Source organism: Providencia sp. Marseille-Q8014, assembly GCF_965112055.1.
In genome coordinates this window covers 3841254-3859467 of the sequence record NZ_CBCOPT010000001.1, presented here as the reverse complement: position 1 = coordinate 3859467, position 18214 = coordinate 3841254, and the positions used below count along the sequence as shown (strand labels likewise).

The 18214-nt window shown below is 41.5% G+C and carries 14 protein-coding genes and 3 tRNA genes; 10 read left to right on the top strand and 7 right to left on the bottom strand.

The features are described from left to right. Nucleotides 1-478: 478 nt before the first annotated feature. The gene (rarD, locus tag ACWPW6_RS17205; RefSeq protein ID WP_154624519.1) at nucleotides 479-1369 is read right to left on the bottom strand and encodes an EamA family transporter RarD; all 891 of its coding nucleotides are present in this window, start codon (nucleotides 1367-1369) and stop codon (nucleotides 479-481) included. A 159-nt stretch (nucleotides 1370-1528) separates the two neighbouring features. Then, nucleotides 1529-1999 (bottom strand): thioesterase family protein, encoded by a 471-nt coding sequence (locus ACWPW6_RS17200; protein WP_249999455.1) that lies wholly within the window; start codon nucleotides 1997-1999, stop codon nucleotides 1529-1531. A gap of 156 nt (nucleotides 2000-2155) precedes the next feature. Between ACWPW6_RS17200 and pldA the strand changes: the two genes are divergently transcribed. The 5 genes from pldA to ACWPW6_RS17175 all read left to right on the top strand — a co-directional run bounded on the left by pldA (nucleotide 2156) and on the right by ACWPW6_RS17175 (nucleotide 8297). Next, nucleotides 2156-3049 (top strand): phospholipase A, encoded by an 894-nt coding sequence (pldA, locus tag ACWPW6_RS17195; protein WP_154624517.1) that lies wholly within the window; start codon nucleotides 2156-2158, stop codon nucleotides 3047-3049. A gap of 131 nt (nucleotides 3050-3180) precedes the next feature. Then, nucleotides 3181-5007, top strand: a complete 1827-nt coding sequence (recQ, locus tag ACWPW6_RS17190; RefSeq protein WP_247046955.1) for an ATP-dependent DNA helicase RecQ — start codon at nucleotides 3181-3183, stop codon at nucleotides 5005-5007. Between the two features lie 16 nt (nucleotides 5008-5023). Continuing rightward, on the top strand, nucleotides 5024-6019 hold the full coding sequence (gene pldB / locus ACWPW6_RS17185; RefSeq protein ID WP_154624515.1) for a lysophospholipase L2: 996 nt from the start codon (nucleotides 5024-5026) through the stop codon (nucleotides 6017-6019). Between the two features lie 13 nt (nucleotides 6020-6032). Further along, a complete protein-coding gene (gene yigL, locus ACWPW6_RS17180; RefSeq protein WP_154624514.1) occupies nucleotides 6033-6851 on the top strand; it encodes a sugar/pyridoxal phosphate phosphatase YigL in 819 nt (272 codons plus the stop codon). Nucleotides 6852-7505: 654 nt separating this feature from the next. Next, complete coding sequence (locus tag ACWPW6_RS17175; RefSeq protein ID WP_154624513.1) at nucleotides 7506-8297, top strand: tetratricopeptide repeat protein; 792 nt, start codon at nucleotides 7506-7508, stop codon at nucleotides 8295-8297. 12 nt (nucleotides 8298-8309) lie between these two features. Here the strand turns inward: ACWPW6_RS17175 and ACWPW6_RS17170 are convergent, their stop codons facing one another. From ACWPW6_RS17170 to rsgA, 4 genes are all read right to left on the bottom strand, one after another. Beyond that, nucleotides 8310-8639: a hypothetical protein gene (locus ACWPW6_RS17170; RefSeq protein WP_154624512.1), complete on the bottom strand. Its 330-nt coding sequence runs from the start codon at nucleotides 8637-8639 to the stop codon at nucleotides 8310-8312. A 64-nt stretch (nucleotides 8640-8703) separates the two neighbouring features. After that, nucleotides 8704-12045 carry a miniconductance mechanosensitive channel MscM gene (mscM, locus tag ACWPW6_RS17165; RefSeq protein WP_163863237.1) on the bottom strand — a complete coding sequence of 1114 codons (3342 nt, stop codon included), beginning with the start codon at nucleotides 12043-12045 and terminating at the stop codon, nucleotides 8704-8706. 33 nt (nucleotides 12046-12078) lie between these two features. Next, on the bottom strand, nucleotides 12079-12990 hold the full coding sequence (asd, locus tag ACWPW6_RS17160; RefSeq protein ID WP_249999454.1) for an archaetidylserine decarboxylase: 912 nt from the start codon (nucleotides 12988-12990) through the stop codon (nucleotides 12079-12081). 157 nt (nucleotides 12991-13147) lie between these two features. Then, the gene (gene rsgA, locus ACWPW6_RS17155) at nucleotides 13148-14200 is read right to left on the bottom strand and encodes a small ribosomal subunit biogenesis GTPase RsgA (RefSeq protein WP_163863233.1); all 1053 of its coding nucleotides are present in this window, start codon (nucleotides 14198-14200) and stop codon (nucleotides 13148-13150) included. A gap of 117 nt (nucleotides 14201-14317) precedes the next feature. Between rsgA and orn the strand changes: the two genes are divergently transcribed. The 5 genes from orn to ACWPW6_RS17130 all read left to right on the top strand — a co-directional run bounded on the left by orn (nucleotide 14318) and on the right by ACWPW6_RS17130 (nucleotide 16030). After that, nucleotides 14318-14860, top strand: a complete 543-nt coding sequence (gene orn, locus ACWPW6_RS17150; RefSeq protein WP_154624509.1) for an oligoribonuclease — start codon at nucleotides 14318-14320, stop codon at nucleotides 14858-14860. A gap of 281 nt (nucleotides 14861-15141) precedes the next feature. Then, the gene (locus ACWPW6_RS17145; RefSeq protein ID WP_196713725.1) at nucleotides 15142-15354 is read left to right on the top strand and encodes a YdgH/BhsA/McbA family protein; all 213 of its coding nucleotides are present in this window, start codon (nucleotides 15142-15144) and stop codon (nucleotides 15352-15354) included. A 370-nt stretch (nucleotides 15355-15724) separates the two neighbouring features. Further along, nucleotides 15725-15800 (top strand) — tRNA-Gly (locus ACWPW6_RS17140). A gap of 39 nt (nucleotides 15801-15839) precedes the next feature. Then, a tRNA-Gly gene (locus tag ACWPW6_RS17135) sits at nucleotides 15840-15915 on the top strand. Between the two features lie 39 nt (nucleotides 15916-15954). Further along, a tRNA-Gly gene (locus tag ACWPW6_RS17130) sits at nucleotides 15955-16030 on the top strand. Between the two features lie 686 nt (nucleotides 16031-16716). Here ACWPW6_RS17130 and queG read toward each other — a convergent pair. Then, a complete protein-coding gene (gene queG / locus ACWPW6_RS17125; protein WP_154623469.1) occupies nucleotides 16717-17874 on the bottom strand; it encodes a tRNA epoxyqueuosine(34) reductase QueG in 1158 nt (385 codons plus the stop codon). Between the last annotated feature and the right edge of the window lie 340 nt (nucleotides 17875-18214).

The window sequence follows — 18214 nt, the reverse complement described above, 5'->3', positions numbered from 1 at the left end:
GGCGTACAATATAGATTCGATGTTCCTTTAACGCAATGATTAATTATTAAAAAAATAAATATTTTTTTAATTCAATAAGTTGGTTTGATTTTAATGTGGGTAAATAAAAGCTCATTTTGGATAAATATAATAATAGCTTGTTTGAGAATTAAATCAATGTGTCACATGTTTTTCTAACATATTGATTTTTATTGGGTTTATTGTTTTTTGAATGAAAGTATTAGAGCCATTGCCAATGACAGATGATCATTTCTCTATTGGTGTGAATAATAGGTACTATTAATCGTAAATAGGTTATTTGTAATTTATTTAGGTTGGGGAAATCATTTATCTAAATGATATAACTTTGTCGGTTGTCTATATGCATAAAGTAAATTAACAAATGAAGTTCCATAAAATGAAACCCTGACCTTCTAATTAATAAATAATAAAAGGTCAGGGTTTCGATAATTGCCTTTAAATAGGCAATTTACTGAATTTATCTTCGTAACCTACGTTGTGTGTAAAGTGCATCCAAGGTAAATAAAATTAATGCAACCCAAATAAAACCAAAAGTGACTAACAATTCTGATGTCATTTGTTCACCATAGATAAATACAGCGAGTAAGAACATAATTGTTGGTCCCAAATATTGGAAAAATCCAAGTGTTGATAAACGTAAGTGGTTTGCTGCTTCAGTAAACAGTAACAAAGGCACCGTTGTAATCACACCAGCGAGGATTAATAACACATTTAAATGCCAATCATTCATTGTCATATTGCTAGTCGGACTATCCGCAAAGAATAGTAAGAAGATGATGCCGACAGGTAATAACCAGAGTGTCTCGAATGTCATGCCAATTTGAGCATCAACCCCCAGTTTTTTACGCAATAAACCGTAAGTTGCAAAAGTGACCGCAAGGCTTAACCCAATGATCGGCACTGAACCAAATTGCCATAGTTGGATCAGCACTCCCATGAGCGCTAAACTGACGGCAATCCACTGCATGCGGCGAAAACGTTCTTGTAGAAATAGCATGCCAAACAAGACGTTGACTAAAGGGTTTATAAAATAGCCTAGGCTAGCTTGTAACATATGACCATTATTGACAGCCCAAATATAAATTAGCCAGTTGGAAGCAATGGTTACCGCAGTGACACCCAAAATCAGAATTTTTTTAGGGTGTTTTAACACTTGGCGCATATAGCTCCAATGCCTAGTGGCTGTTAATAAGACCAACATAAAGAAAAATGACCAAATAATACGGTGAGTCAGTATTTCTTCTGCTGGCACCTCTTGGATGGTTTTAAAATAAATAGGTGCGACGCCCCAAATTAAATAGGCGCCCAAGGCGCATAAGACACCCTTAATGGTGTTTTGTTGGTTCATTATTGACTCTGAATTCGAATAAACGGCTAAAAGTAAGTCGATTGAGATATCGAGCCAAAGAAAATATTGGCTCGATTTATGACCTTATTAATGTGACATTGCTCGAGTTTTTTTACAAGTCATTAGTTGAGTAAGTAACTAAATTTTTACTTTTTATTTTCATCCAATTAGATAAGTCGCAGTGGCTGTAGCAATATGCTGATTACGTTCATTATGTAATTCACAGCGAGTCACGGCAATTTTATTACCGTCGCGCAGTAAACTTGCACTAGCCGTAAAAATTTCACCGCGACCAGGACGTAAATAATCAACTCGTAGATCGATGGTGCCCATTTTTGACATTTTCTCAACGATATCTTGATGGATTAATGGGGTGATACGTTGAAGAATGCGGTTAATACATACCATGCCGCCGGCAACATCTAATAGGGATGCGATCACGCCACCATGCAGGATATTTTGTGTGAAATTGCCTATCAATTCTGGACGATTATTAATGGTCAGTTGGACAAAATCATCGCTCATATGTGCTAATTCGATGCCTAAAAGGTGATTAAAAGGCATTTTATAGATAAATGCATCACTCATGAGCTTACTGGCTTCTTCTAATGTGTAAGTATGGTCATTCATCTGCTTTATTCCTTTAAAAATATGTGAACAATAAGTTACCACTATGTATAAAATATGTCTCTAGCAAATGAACGAATAATCTTTCAGCAGTTATCAGATTTTATGTGTAAAATGAGAAAAACTTTTTTTGGGAATGTACAAAATAGGAATAACAGAATGCGCATTTTTCACAAATTACTTAGTGTAGTGCTCTGTTTTTGGTCCGTATCATTATTTGCGGCAGAAAAATCGGATACGCCAAATTCGCAAGAAGTTACAGATAACAAGCCAATAAGAGGGAGTATTATTTCGGGTTTATTACAAAATTACGATAATCCTTTTGTACTTTATCCATATGAGTCTAACTACATTATTTATACTTATACTTCATCAATAAATAAGGAAGCGATACAAACCTATAATTGGGGTGATGATGCTTTACATGACGAAGTAAAATTTCAACTGAGTTTAGCTTTTCCTTTATGGAGAGGGATTGCGGGGGATAACTCCGTCTTAGCCGCATCTTATACGCAACGTTCTTGGTGGCAATTAAGTAATAAAAAAGAATCTTCACCCTTTCGTGATACTAACTATGAACCGCAAATTTTTATTGGTTGGGCGACTGACTACCAGTGGGGGGGTTGGACGTTGCGTGAATTAGAAACGGGTTTCAACCATGAGTCGAATGGCCGTTCTGAGCCGACGTCACGCAGTTGGAATCGTATTTATGCACGTGCTATGGCCCAAAATGGTAACTGGCAAGTCGATTTAAAACCTTGGTATCGCATTCACGAAAGTGAAGGAAGTGATGATAATAAAGATATCACCAAATATATGGGCTATTACCGGTTAAAAGTAGGTTATGCCTTAGGTGATAGTGTATTTACGGCAACGGGGCGTTATAACTGGAATAGTGGCTATGGTGCGGCTGAGCTAGGTTGGAGCTATCCAATCACCAAGCATGTGAGGTTCTATACCCAATTATTTAGCGGTTACGGCGAATCCATGATCGATTATGATTATCGGCAAACTCGCTTTGGTATCGGTGTGATGCTAAATGATATGCTTTAGTCGTTAGCACTTATTTGTTAGCATACGACAACCTTAATTCAAGCGATACCTTGAAAGGCTTCGGGCACTAACCCACTATTTAGACGCTGCTCTCTGACGGGCAGCTATCAGTTTGTAATTTGAGGATCCGCGTGTCTACTGCAGAAGTGATCTCCCAGTTTTCACTTGCTGAAAGTATACTCAACAGTACTTTCGGTTATCAGTCTTTCCGCCCTGGGCAGGAAGCCGTTATTCGAGCAATTTTTGACCATCGTGACTGCTTAGTACTCATGCCAACAGGGGGCGGTAAGTCTCTGTGCTATCAAGTGCCTGCTCTAGTCAAGGAGGGGGTGACGCTGGTGGTTTCCCCCTTAATTTCATTAATGAAAGATCAGGTCGATCAATTACGACTTCATGGCATTAGTGCGGCTTGTTTAAATTCTTCTCAGACCGCCCAAGAACAGCGTGAGGTCATGGATCTGTGCGCGCAAGGTGTTTTGAAATTACTGTATATCGCCCCTGAAAGATTACTGACTGACTACTTTCTAAACCAACTGGCTAATTGGAATATAAGTCTATTGGCCGTCGATGAGGCTCATTGTATTTCACAATGGGGCCATGATTTCCGTCCTGAATATCGTGCCCTTGGCCAATTGAGACAACATTTTCCCGATGTGCCAGTGATGGCATTAACAGCAACGGCAGATGAAACAACACGAGCAGATATTGTTCGCTTGCTCGATTTACATGACCCGTTGATACAAATCAGTAGCTTTGATAGACCGAATATTCGCTATACCTTAGTAGAAAAGTATAAGCCACTGGAACAACTTTGGTTTTTTATTAAAGCCCAGAAAGGCAAGGCTGGTATCGTTTATTGTAATAGCCGTAGTAAAGTGGAAGAAACCGCCGAACGCTTACAAAAACGGGGGCTAAGTGTTGCAGCGTATCACGCGGGATTAGATAGCCAGCAACGTGAGTGGGTTCAGGATGCTTTTTTAAAAGACAACTTGCAAATTGTTGTGGCAACAGTGGCATTTGGTATGGGGATCAACAAGTCGAATGTGCGTTTTGTTGCACATTTTGATATTCCTCGCAATATTGAAGCCTATTACCAAGAGACTGGACGTGCCGGACGTGATGGGGTTGAGGCGGAAGCAATCCTTTTTTATGATCCCGCTGATATGGCATGGCTACGCCGCTGTCTCGAAGAAAAACCCGCGGGTCTGCAACAAGATATTGAACGGCATAAACTAAATGCGATAGCCGCATTTGCTGAAGCACAAACTTGTCGTCGATTGGTACTACTCAATTATTTTGGCGAAAATAGGCAGGCACCGTGTGGGAATTGTGATATCTGTTTAGACCCTCCAAAACAGTATGATGGTTTAGTCGATGCACAAAAAGCGCTCTCGTGCATTTATCGTGTTGGTCAACGTTTTGGTATCGGCTATATTGTCGAAGTATTACGTGGGGCGAATAATCAGCGTATTCGGGAATTAGGCCATGACCAATTACCTGTTTACGGTATCGGAAAAGAGCAAAGCCATGAGCATTGGGTGAGTGTGATCCGTCAATTAATTCACCTTGGCATGATCACACAAAATATTACTCATTTCTCCGCATTACAACTTACTGAAGCAGCTAGGCCGATTTTACGCGGTGAATCATCACTGCAATTAGCCGTTCCTCGCGTTTTGGTAACAAAAAGCCGTAATCAGCAAAACAAAGTTTATCGGGGCAACTATGATAAGAAGTTGTTTGCTAAGCTACGCAAATTACGTAAATCTATAGCCGATGAAGAAAACATCCCCCCATTTGTGGTTTTTAATGATGCAACACTGATTGAAATGGCAGAGCACTGCCCTACGTCTTCCTCAGAATTGTTGTTGATCAACGGCGTGGGAGAACGGAAGCTAGAACGCTTTGGTGATGCCTTTATGACATTGATTCGGGATCATCTTGAAGGTTACGAATGACGAAAGGATAAATATAATGACCCCTGAGAAGCTAAAAGAGAGCTGGTTAAATCGAGAAGCTCAATTTGCTGCGTTTACCAACGGGCCTCTTTTGGATTTCTGGATACAGCGAGAGGAAGCTGAATTTTTGGGGGTAGATGATGTGCCTATCCGTTACGTTCGTTTTATCAATTCTCAGCACAGTAAAGCCATTGTGATCTCTCCAGGGCGTAGTGAAAGCTATGTGAAATATCCTGAAGTTGCTTATGACTTTTATCATCTTGGCTTTGATGTCTTTATTGTGGATCATCGAGGGCAGGGACGATCAGGACGTATGCTTGCCGATCCACAAAAAGGGCACGTTGAAAAGTTCACTGATTATATCGATGATTTTGCAAAGTTTATTGAACTTGAAGTGCAATGTCGGCATTATCTCAAATGTTATGCCTTAGCCCACTCGATGGGAGGAGCGATCCTAGGAGGCTACTTATTGCGAGATAAGGTGACTTTTGATGCGGCTGCGCTTTGTGCGCCTATGATTGGGATTAATTTACCTATACCACATTGGCTAGCCAGCTTTATTGTTGATAGGGCAGAATTACACCAAAGTGTGCGTAATGAGTATGCGGTATCGACGGGTAAATGGCAGCCATTACCTTATATGATTAACGTCCTGACACACAGTCAAGAGCGCTATCGGCGTTATTTGCGTTATTATGCCGACTATCCTGACTTGCGTCTTGGAGGGCCAACTTATCATTGGCTAAAAGAAAGTTTTGCAATTGGTGATGAGTTGATTGCAAGAGCGGGAGAAATTGATGTACCACTGATGCTACTAGAAGCAAGTGAAGATAAAGTGGTCAGCAATCGAGAGCTACAGGCTTTTTGTCAAAGTCGGCAAAAAGCACAAACAGGAAGAGAAGAAAAATTACCTCTCGTGATAGAAGGGGCACACCATGAAATCCTGTTTGAAGTGGATGCACTAAGAGCGATGGCACTTAATGCAATCTGTGATTTTTTTGAGCAGTATTAGTTAGGAATGATTTATGAAATATCCTGTTGTTGCTTCTGATTTGGATGGTACGCTTTTATCTCCCAATCATGATTTAACCTCTTTTACCAAGGAAACGTTGAAACAGTTAGTCGAAACACAAGATATCCATTTTGTGTTTGCAACGGGCCGTCATCATGTGGATGTTGCACAAATTAGAGATGGTTTAGGTATTGATGCTTATATGATCACCTCCAATGGTGCTCGAGTTCACAATACAAAGGGCGAACTGATTTTTAAACATAATGTTGATCCTGACATTGCACATGAATTGTGCTTGATGGACTTCGATAATCCTGATCTTGTGACTAACTATTACAGTGGTGATGACTGGTTTATTAACCGCGAAAGCCCTGAACAAAAAGAGTTTTTCAAAGAATCCGTGTTTCAATATACCTTATTTGAGCGCGATAACTTTGATACTTCTGACGTGTGTAAAGTCTATTACACGAGTGAAGATCACGACCTGTTAGTCGATTTACAAAATCGGATCCGTGAGCGTTGGCAAGACCGCGTCAATGTGACATTTTCATTACGTAGTTGCCTTGAAGTGATGGCTGGAGTGGTTTCTAAAGGTGAAGCGTTGCAACAAGTTGCGGCGTTGCAGGGCTATCAAGTTCATGATTGTATCGCCTTTGGTGATGGGATGAACGATAAAGAAATGCTGACCTTATCAGGTAAAGGCTGCATTATGGAAAATGCTCATCAAATGCTCAAAGATGAATTACCACAACTTGAAATTATTGGCTCTAATGCAGATGATGCGGTAGCAAACTACCTGAGAAAACTGTATCTCACTCATCCTGTTGGTTAACTGACAACACGAAAAAGAGATTATTCCAAATTAGAGGCAAATTATACTGCCTCTAATTATTTATACTCGATATTGGCGTTAACATAGTCAATAGCATCACGGATAAATATTCCTTTATTAAATCGGATTTATATAAAAACATAAAAATAGATTTTATTTTTATTTGAGAAAAATAAAAGAAGGAAGTGTTGTGAGTACGGAAAGCTGGGTCACGCTATTGCAACAGCCCGTGGCCATAGTCAGCCATTCAATACGATTCATGGAATAATCACGCAGAAATAAATGCGTTATTGCAATAGCGGTTGCATAAAATAAGGGGACGGGTAGAGATACATCGCTTAATACTGTCTTACTGAATGGGTGAGGTCAAACCATACTCATTGATGCGCACTATAAATAATTTTGTCTTATTTTTTAGAGAACAGTCTGTTTTTATTTGACTTGGTCAGGAAATACCTCAGTTTCTATAATAAAAGTAAAAAATGTGCTAAATCAGTAATAAACTCAATTTTCCTATTCTTTCTGTATGAAAGTCGCATTAAACTATGACGAGTCGGCTGTGAGTTTAGGCTATAGTCAAACCGCAGCCTGCCGATAATAATGGATCACACTGTTTTCTCAGTCGGTATTTTGCACTGTTGAGGGTTGTTTAGGATGAAAAAAATTGCGTTAGCGCTCTTATTAGGTTCTGTTTGCTATAGTTCACTGTTACTTGCCACGCCGTCGACAAAATCGGCACCTCCTCAACAGACCATAGAGCAAATTACGCAGTTAGCACAAAAAGGTGATCCAACAGCGCAATACCTTCTTGGTCAGCGCTATTTTAAAGGCAATGGCGTTTCTCAGGACTCAAAAATTGCAGCGGAATGGTTTATTAAAGCAGGTGACCGAGGTAATTCGGATGCACAATTCCAATTAGGTACGATGTATGTGAATGGTTTCGGTGTGCGTCGAGACTACGATAAGGCGATGCTTTGGTATCAACAAGCCGCTAAACAAAATGACACCCGTGCAGAAACCAACATGGCGATGATGTATGCACAAGGGCTTGGTGTTGCACAAGATCTCGAAAAAGCAGCTTATTGGTTTAGGAAAGCAGCGCAAGGTGGCAATGTCATTGCGCAATTCCACATCGGCCAAATGTATTCAATTGGTAGCGGTGTTGATCAGGATAATGAAAAAGCCGTGTTTTGGTTCCGTAAAGCAGCTAAACAGCGTGATGCAAAAGCGCAAGATCGTTTAGGTGTTATGTATTCAGAAGGGAAAGGTGTCAAGAAAAACCTGCAACAGGCTTATGCTTGGCTGGCAACCGCAGTTTATAGTGGTAATAAAGAGAGCCAGAAATTGCAAAATAAAATTGCCGAGCAATTAAATGAAAATGACTTAAAACAAGCACAGCAACTCGCTGAGAATTATATTCAATCCTATGGATCTAAGGCGAGCTGACGAACAGTAAACTCAGTGGGATATGATCCGATATCCCACCATGATAATGATCGATAGCACGAGATAGGCCCAACTCATACGATAAAACCGATTATATCCCCAGCCTCTACGTACATTTAACTGTAACGCTTTGGTTGATAATTTACTCACCAACATGCGATAAGCCACAATATAGAGTAGGGAAAGCGCTTGCCATAAATAGAGTATATAGACGGCAAATGATTTTCCGACGACTAACAAGATAATCAATGGGATCAGGAAAAAGAGGATCGAGCCAACTTTATCAAATTGAGTGACTCGTAATAAAACCTGCTCATCTTGTGGATCAATAGGTGCTTTCATTTCACTACCTTAAAAATTAGTATCATGGTCAATAACCTAAGTTATTGACCATTAAGTTCTGCGGTTATAGCTCTCCTGATTTACGTGGAGGATTGCGACCTGCAAGATTATTCGTTGCACTTTGTAATGCATTATCACGTATATCCACGCGTGCTTGGAATGGAGGGAATGGCAAGGTAATCCCTTGTTCAGCAAATGCCGCCAATATATTTTGATGGATTTCGTGCCGTGCTGGTAAGCGGTGCCCCATTTCGCCAGCATAGACGCGTAATTCGAAAATCTGAATACCCTGTTGTAAATCGACCAAATAAACTTCAGGATTCGGGTTATCCAATATCATGCTCGAGCGTTCAGCCGCGCTGAGAATGATGGAGGTGACTTGCTGGCTGTCTGCATCCGCAGGAGCAGGGATAGTCATAACAATACGTGTGATGGTGTCAGAGAGAGACCAGTTGATAAACTGTTCTGTAATAAAGGCCTTATTGGGCACAATAATTTCTTTTCTATCCCAATCAGTCAGGGTGGTCGCACGGGTGTTAATCTTAGTAATACTACCCGTTAAATTGCGTATGGTGACGGTATCACCAATTCGGATAGGTTTTTCAAACAAGATCATTAGACCGGAAATGATATTGGCAAAGATCTCTTGTAAACCAAAGCCTAACCCAACCCCCATGGCGGCGACTAACCACTGTAATTTCGACCAATCGATCCCCAACATAGAGAAACCAACAATGGTGCCTATGATAGTGAGTGAGTACTTCGTCAGTGTGGTTATGGCATAACCCGTGCCAGGGGTTAAATCTAAATGCTGTAACACCGCTAACTCAAGCAATGCAGGTAAATTTCTGACTAATTGCGTGGTGACAATGATGATCAAGATGGCGATAAAAATCGATCCCATCGTGATTGGTTGCACAGTATCAACACCATTAATGGTAGAGGTGACATCCCACAAGCGAATATTTTCAAGGAACGAAAATGCAGTGTGCAGCTCAGACCATAGCCAAATCAGAGAGACTAAGGCAATCATCGTAAGTATCGAACGTACTAAGCCGACGGATTGTGCGCTGATCGCATCAAGGTCAATCACTTGCTCATCAATATCAATACTACCTTCTCCACTGGCGTTTGGCTGTTGTGAGTCATCCTCTCCTTTTGCCCGCTGGGCTAAGATGTCTGCACGACGCTGTTTGGCGCGTTCAAAGGCGAGTTTACGACGCTGAATTGACATCCAACGGCGGATAGTATGATAGATAATTAATAACACAAACCAGATGGCAACCGAGGTTTCTAAACGACCGAGCAGGGCTTGAGAAGTTGAAAAATACCCTAACAGAGAGAAAAAGGCAGCGACGACTGGTGCACCGAGTAGCATCCACCATAATGCCTTGTTGATGAGATTATCGCCTGAGCCATGTCTATCAAGGTAGAGTGGAACGTGTGTGCGACGCAAGTTATTGGTCATTAAACTCAATGCAAAGCATAGTAACAAGAAACAGAAGCGACCAATGGTTGAGGCGAATTCTCTGTCACTGTAATACTCAAAAGTAATCAGCGCCATCATCAAGGGGACAATAACGAAAATAGCGAGGCGATAGTAACGCATCGCACGTTTTACGGCATCTTTATCCCAGCCGAAGTGTGCAATAAATAACCCTGTGGGGCGAGAGAAGGTTTCACTGATCATAAACAGCCATAGCACCGGCGTCGTCGCGCTGACGCCATAGCCTATCGCCGCCGCCATCGGGTATTGCCATGCACTTTGTAACCCGTAGCCAATGGCGGACCACATCATCGGGAGTGGTAGCGCCACAATGATAGACCAAAAAATGGTTCGTACAGTGAGGTAAAAATGGTCTTGGGTGACTTTACCAATACGTAAGCTAGCGCGATCAAGAAAATCCTGATAATGCTTACGAGTGCTGATACTGAAGATAACTAAAATAATTGAGCCGAGCAGATACAAAAAAGTATCTTGGGTCGTCAGCATCACCTTTAAGGCACCGGTCAGTTGCGATAAGGTGTCTAAAGAGAGCAACTGGGTAATATCAGTGATCAATAAGACAGGATAGTGAAGCGTTACTGGCGGTGCGTCAGCGACCCAAAACAGATAACGATGTGAGGCATCTTTTACATCTTTCAATGCATCGGTGAGCTGGCTAGTGGCTACGTTTAATTTCGTTAGCTCAAGCATTTCTGTATCAAAGCCTGAAATCAGTGCCGTGAGCAGTTCTTTACGCGTTTTGATCAGCGATGAATAAACTTGTGCTTGTGCTGGGCTTAAATTATTTTCAGTTTCTTGTGTGGCAGTATCCAGCTTGGATAGCCGATCAAGCATGTCTTCATAGTTTAGCCTTTGCACACGTAAGTCAGCCATATCACGGTTAAGCTGTTGGCTTTTAGGGATCTCAGGTAGGCGTGATAACTGAGTGCGTAAGGCTTCTCCTAACGTACTTGAACCGTCAAGCCATTGTGCTTGTTCACGAATAGTGGTGAGTGCTTGGCGTGCATCTTGGATACCCGAGGAAATTTCTGCTTGGCTAGTACTGATATTGTTCATGCGAACCGCTTGGTCAGTTAGCTCTTGTGACAATTTGCGGTTAATATCAATTTGTTCTTTTAGAAAAGGGGTCAGCTCGCCTTGCTCAGCCAGCATTTCAGTATGCTCAAGGGCTAATACGGCTTTTTGCTGACGTAACGTGTTTTGCACTTCACGCAATTTTTGCAGTTCAAGTTCTAGCCGGTTGTAGCGTTTTTTATTGATCTCTAATGTGACACGGGAAATCTCTTGGCGGTTATTGGCTGATAACTGTGCCATTTCCAATTCATTAACTTCGGATTTGCGAGCACTTACTTCTGCTTGAGCAAGGATTGACTGCGCTTCCGCTAATGGTGTCGAGGGCGTACTTAGCGATTGTAAACGAAAAGCCGCTTCAGAAAGCAAGCGTCGTGACTCTGACAACTGCTTGGGAAGCGCACTGAGTGACTCACTAATCTCACGTCCTTTATCTTGTTCTTGCTGAGTTTTTCTTCCTTGTTCAAGTAGTTGGCTACTGACTTGAATAATTTGTTGTTCAAGCTCAGACAAACTGATATTGGCAGGGATAGCCGGTGGCTCATCACTTTCATTGAGTAATTCTTGCCTTAACCCTTTAATAATTTTAGGGAAATTATCAATGGCGTCTTGGTAAGACTTGGCTCTAGCATCCGCTTCATTGGCTTCACTGATCCAGTTGAGAGCGCCTTGTAAAGCTTGCGCTATCTCCGCATCTTTGGGATTTTTGCTAGGATCTAGTTGAGACAGCTCCTGCTTAATCTGTGCTTCATTTAGCGTGGTATTAGGAGCCCCAGCCGCAGAAAAGGCGATTAGCAGGCTGAAAAAAAAACTGATAATCAAGCGCACAGTCGGGAGCTCCTTCAAATCATTAATTGAGTATTACTGAGTTTCTGTTTGTTCAGCGGTAGCCGCCGCTAAAGTGTCATTTGTGACCGTTTCAGCTAATAGCTCACCCATACGGGTAGCATAACCTGGGATCAGTGAAGAATTGAAACGGATTGTATTAGCTTCGAACAGGTTGATAACGGTTGAGCCAAGTTTGAAACGACCCATTTCCTCGCCTTTTTTCAGGAATACCGCATTTTCAGTTAATTGGTCTGGATAAGTCCAACGCTGAATAATACCTTGGCGTTGATCATTAACGCAGCCACTCCAGACGGTTTCAATACTACCGACAATTGTTGCACCAACTAAAATTTGTACCATCAGACCTATCTCGGTTTTAAACACACAAATCAGGCGCTCATTACGTGCAAATAAATTCGGTACATTGGCGGCAGTGAGTGGGTTCACAGAGAAAAGATCCCCAGGAACATAAATCATTTCGGTTAATAAGCCATCACAAGGCATATGAACACGGTGATAATCACTTGGAGATAAGTAAGTGGTAATAAAGTCGCCGTGACGAAATTTTTCTGCCAACTGATAGTTACCCGCCAGTAAAGCTTCCACCGTATAATTGTGACCTTTGGCTTGGAAAATGTGACCGCCTTGAATTGGGCCTAATTGGCTGACAGCGCCATCAGCAGGTTGGGCTAATTGATGTTGACCTTCAACCAATGGGCGAACTTCGTCTTTCAATGGTCGTACAAAAAAATCATTAAACGTGGCATAAGCGGTGAATTCGCTTTTTTGTGCTTCACTCATATCCACTTTATAGGCTTTAGCAAATAGTTTTATGGCCCACTGAGTGATGAAGCCAGCTTGCTTGTTGGCAAACCAGCCCGCAAGTTGTGTAAGACCTTGTTTTGGTAATAAATATTGTAAACGTATTTTAATCTTATCTAGCACGTTAACCTCAAATTCGAAAAGGCCAGTTAGCAAAAAGGCGTTATTGTACCTTTGCTTTTTTAAATAGGCTATTTTGTTTCGATGGGCTTAAAAATCTTTACCTTTAGCCTGTGCATCCATAAAAAAATGTAAGCACACACTTACGTTTTAAGCCGGTTTATTTCTCTTTCCCCGTGAAATTACCACGCGGTTTCACTTGCTCCATGCTTTCTAAAATACGGTGGTAATTTTCAAAGCGTGATTCCGCGATTTTCCCATCTTCTGTTGCTTCACGCAGTAGGCAGCCGGGATCATCCAAATGTTTACAATCTCGGAACTTACAGCCACCTAAATAATCTTTAAATTCGACAAATCCTTTGGTGACTTGTTCCGTTGAAAGGTGCCATAAGCCAAACTCACGCACGCCCGGAGAGTCGATAACGTCACCTCCATGAGGGAAGTGATACAAGCGCGCCGTTGTTGTCGTGTGTTGACCCAACCCCGAGGTGTCAGACACTTCATTTACTAAAATAGCTTCCTCATTATGTGGTAATAATGCATTCAGTAAACTGGATTTACCCACGCCGGACTGCCCCACAAAGACCGATATTTTGCCTTCTAATAAGTTAGTGAGCGCTTCCATTCCTTCGTTGGTATGACTGGATACCTCGAGGACTTGGTAGCCAATATCGCGATAAATCGTCATCAGCTCACTGACCCATTCGCGGTTCTCTTGGTCTAACAGGTCAATTTTATTCAGAACAATAATTGGTTGAATACCAACGGTTTCACAAGCCACTAAATAGCGGTCAATAATATTGAGAGAAAGTTCCGGTAGGATTGCCGAAACCACCACGATTTGGTCAATATTCGCAGCAATGGGTTTCAGCCCGTCATAATAGTCAGGTCGTGTTAAGACTGAGCGGCGCTCATGAACCGCTTCGACAATGCCGTTCACCTTGTTATCTGTTTGCGTATTCAGTGCCGGGCGCCAAACAACACGGTCGCCAGTCACAAGAGACGAGATAGTGCGGCGCAAGTTACAACGCTGCAATGTACCGTCATTGGCTTCAATATCAGCATGTTGTCCAAACCGGCTGATAACTAGCCCTTCTTGTGCTTCTCCTAGTTGACTATCATCAATTTCAGTGACATTTTGTTTTTTCAGTCTTTTTTGATGATTTGCCTGCACGCGGCGCTGCTGGCCTTTTGACAATTTCTGCTTAGCCACCTGACCTCTCTTGATATTGTTGGCTGAGTTTTTTTGTTTGCTTCATTGAGTGGATCGCGTCGATACCTCAAACGCGCTATCATACACGAATTCCACCGGATCAAGTTAGGGTATATGATGCAAAAGAATGAGAATAATTTAATCTGGATCGATTTAGAAATGACCGGTCTCGATCCTGAGCGTGACCGTATTATCGAAATCGCGACTATTGTTACGGACAGTCAACTTAATATTTTAGCACAAGGTCCTGTCATTGCGATTCATCAAACACAAGCGCAATTGGATTTGATGGACGAATGGAATGTCAATACGCATACAGGAAGTGGATTAGTTGAACGTGTTAAAAGCAGTACGTTCAGTGAACATGACGCTGAATTAGCGACGATTGCTTTCTTAGAGCAGTGGGTGCCAAAAGGCGCTTCACCAATTTGTGGTAATAGTGTTGGTCAAGATCGTCGTTTTTTATTTCGCTATATGCCTGAATTAGAAAGTTATTTCCATTATCGCTACCTTGATGTCAGCACATTAAAAGAGCTAGCTCGTCGTTGGAAACCGGAAATACTGGGGGGATTTACGAAAAAAGGTACCCATCAAGCATTAGATGATATTCGTGAATCCATTGCTGAATTAGCCTATTACCGCGAAACTTTTATTAAATAAAGCCGATTAGACCAGGCGATTAAAAATAGATGGGCCACCGATAAGTGGCCTATTTATGTTAGTAGCTGACCTTCTTTAACTCCTCGTTATTGTTGACGTATTCATGACTTATTTTCCTAATAGGATGAAGTGCTGATCTCGCTATTTTTATTCAAAAAAATTGATAAACAAAGCCAAATTTAGTTACTTTTATTTGCGGTAACTTGAGGTTAAATTAATGGCATAGCAGATAACAAGGGTTATCAAGTCAATTTTAACGATAAAATTAAAGGATAAAAATTATGAACATGATTAAAACATTAACAACAGCTTCATTGTTATCTTTAGCGGCTTTCGGCGCTTCAGCTCAAACGGTTACAGCAACGGGTGACACGCTAGCTTCTACCGAAGCTATGATTGCTCAGAAAGCAAAAGAGGCGGGTGCGGACAGCTACAAAATTACCAGTGCGCGTGTTGGTAATTTCGTGACAATGAGTGCAGATCTCAATAAATAAGCCCTGTTGCTAAGTCGAGTTAACGGAATGCCTATTGAAGGCACTCCGTTGCTTGCGATATTAACTGCTTACCGCTATTTATCTCATCTCTCTTTATCATCAAATGGCTGTCAACATGTCTGTTAGCGTGCTTTATTGTTGAGTGCGTTATGCGGAATAACACAAAAGTAAAAAAGTGTTAACCGATTGAAATCAGAAGGTTACTTTCATCGTTGATAAAATCATCACAATGCCCAATTTATCAGCAAACGAACAAAAAAATGAAAAATTTGCGACAAGGGACTTGCCTGCCGTGCAATTTCTCGTATAATGCGCTCCCCGTACCGATGAAGATTTTTATCTGTACGGTAAAGCAAAAAGATGCAGTTTTGCGGGAATAGCTCAGTTGGTAGAGCACGACCTTGCCAAGGTCGGGGTCGCGAGTTCGAGTCTCGTTTCCCGCTCCAAACTCTCTTAATGTTTTGCTAAAACACTATTTTCGGTCTGCGGGAATAGCTCAGTTGGTAGAGCACGACCTTGCCAAGGTCGGGGTCGCGAGTTCGAGTCTCGTTTCCCGCTCCAATCTCTCTTAGTGTTTTAGTTGCAGTACTCACACCAAATGCGGGAATAGCTCAGTTGGTAGAGCACGACCTTGCCAAGGTCGGGGTCGCGAGTTCGAGTCTCGTTTCCCGCTCCAAAATTCACTGTATTTTCGACGCCATCCACACTCATTTTAAAGCCACAGATCGCTTACCTAAGCAAAAACCGTTATTTATCGATATTGAATATCATGAACGATATGGCGATTATTCTTTTAAGCCTAAGCGAAAGGCGCTGTCTTGATACGGTTCGGGATCTTTTTAGGATCTTGGGGATTTTTCTGCTTGCATTCATTAGGTTGCCGCCATAGAATAGCCACCCCTTACTGATTGGGGAAATAAATTATTATTTCAAATGTTATAGTTTTGGTTGCGTAGTATACAAAAGATCTATTTTTTGCCGTTTTAGTTAATTTTATTGTTCCAATCTTACATTTTTATAACTTTACTTCTGTTGTGAGTAGCAAAAAGTCGCTTTATTTTAGTTTCCTGCCGTGAATAAGTTATCCACAATCTATTATCGAAACAAAGTCGCTTATAAGTCTCTGTAATACTTTATTACACAGAGTTATCCACAGGATGTGTCTGTGAGTATTTTTACATAATTGAAAAAATAATTTCCAATGGTTATTAATTATCTTATTGAATTTAAAGTATAAAAAAATTGCTGAAAATGTGGGTGTCATAACTTGCAAATCCTTTAACCATTGTCAGTTAAGCAATTTTTTATTTTATTCACACGAGGTTGACTTTTGTCTATTTAGGATATAATGACGTATTATTTTTAAGCGTCTCTAGGCAAACCTTTAGATATGGCACGTACAAGGCGTTTCTGTTGTGAAGTTTGAATAGTCACTTGGTTTTCTTCTCTACGATTCAATTGTTGTTGTATCGCCCATTGAACATGTTCATCTAGCATTTCCCCCATGCCTAAGCGGGAACGTAAAGCGATGACGATATTGTCTTGATAAGGCGCATTTCCCAATGCCACACTGATGTTTCTTAGCCATTTCAGGTAACCAATTCGGCGAATTGCAGAGCCTTCAGTGACTTTTAAAAAAGTGGCTTCATCCCAACTAAAGAGATCGAGAAGCTCCGGTGTGTGTAGCACCCGTCTTGGGCTGAAATCCTCTTCGTCAGTTAATTGAGAAAAACGATTCCAAGGACAAATTAATTGGCAATCATCACAACCGTAGATACGGTTTCCCATTAGGGGGCGAAACGCTTCTGGGATTGGGCCGTCCAGTTCAATTGTGAGGTAAGAAATACAGCGGCGAGCATCCACAACGTATGGTTCAACAATTGCCCCCGTCGGACAGGTTGTCATACAGGCAACACAACGGCCACATTGCTCCTCAACGGGCTGATCGACAGGAAGGGGTAAGTTGACCAGCAATTCACCGAGAAAAAACCAGGATCCAGCTTCACGATTGAGGATCAACGAATGTTTACCCGTCCAGCCCAAACCGGCTTTGACGGCGAGTGGACGTTCTAAGATGGGAGCAGAATCAACAAAAGGGCGAAAATTGAGTTCTTCTGAACAGGTGTGTTCTCGACAATAGGCTAAAATACGGTCACTCAGCATTTTTAAGCGTTTTTTAAGTAGCTTGTGATAATCTCTACCTAAGGCATAACGGCTAATGTACCCCAGTTTAGGGTCATTGAGAGTGCTCGCAAAAGCGGCTTTTGCAGGAAGGTAATTCATACGTACACTAATGACGCGCAATGTGCCAGGGTGTAACTCATGTGGCCTTGCTCGCATCATTCCATGGCGTTCCATCCACGCCATATCGCCATGATACTGTTTATCCAGCCATGCCTGCAATTTTGGTTCTTCTAACGAAAGGTCAGTGTCACAAATACCGACTTGCTGGAAGCCAATTTCTACTCCCCATTGCTTGATATTTTGAGCGAGAAGGTTGAGATCAAGAAGTGTTGCCATGAGATTTTATCGTGATACTAGGCTCTATACCTTGCTAAGCGTTATTGACGTTTGGTGGTCTGTTTGTCTGTGAATGCATCTTATTTGAGTGAGACCCCAAATACCGTGTTCAGTCATCTAAGCTGGACGCCCTCCATTTCTTGAGAACTTTATCATGGCTAGGTGAATTCACAAAATATCGACTTGTTAATCTCGTTGTGTGATTAAGTTCGATGACTAATTTAATATCCATGATGCCAATATTTCTGTAATGTTATTTAAGAAAAATGGATCGGCTTGAGTTAATATAGTCGTTAATATCAACATTGATCTGTTTTTTCCTTACTATAGCTGATTGAAT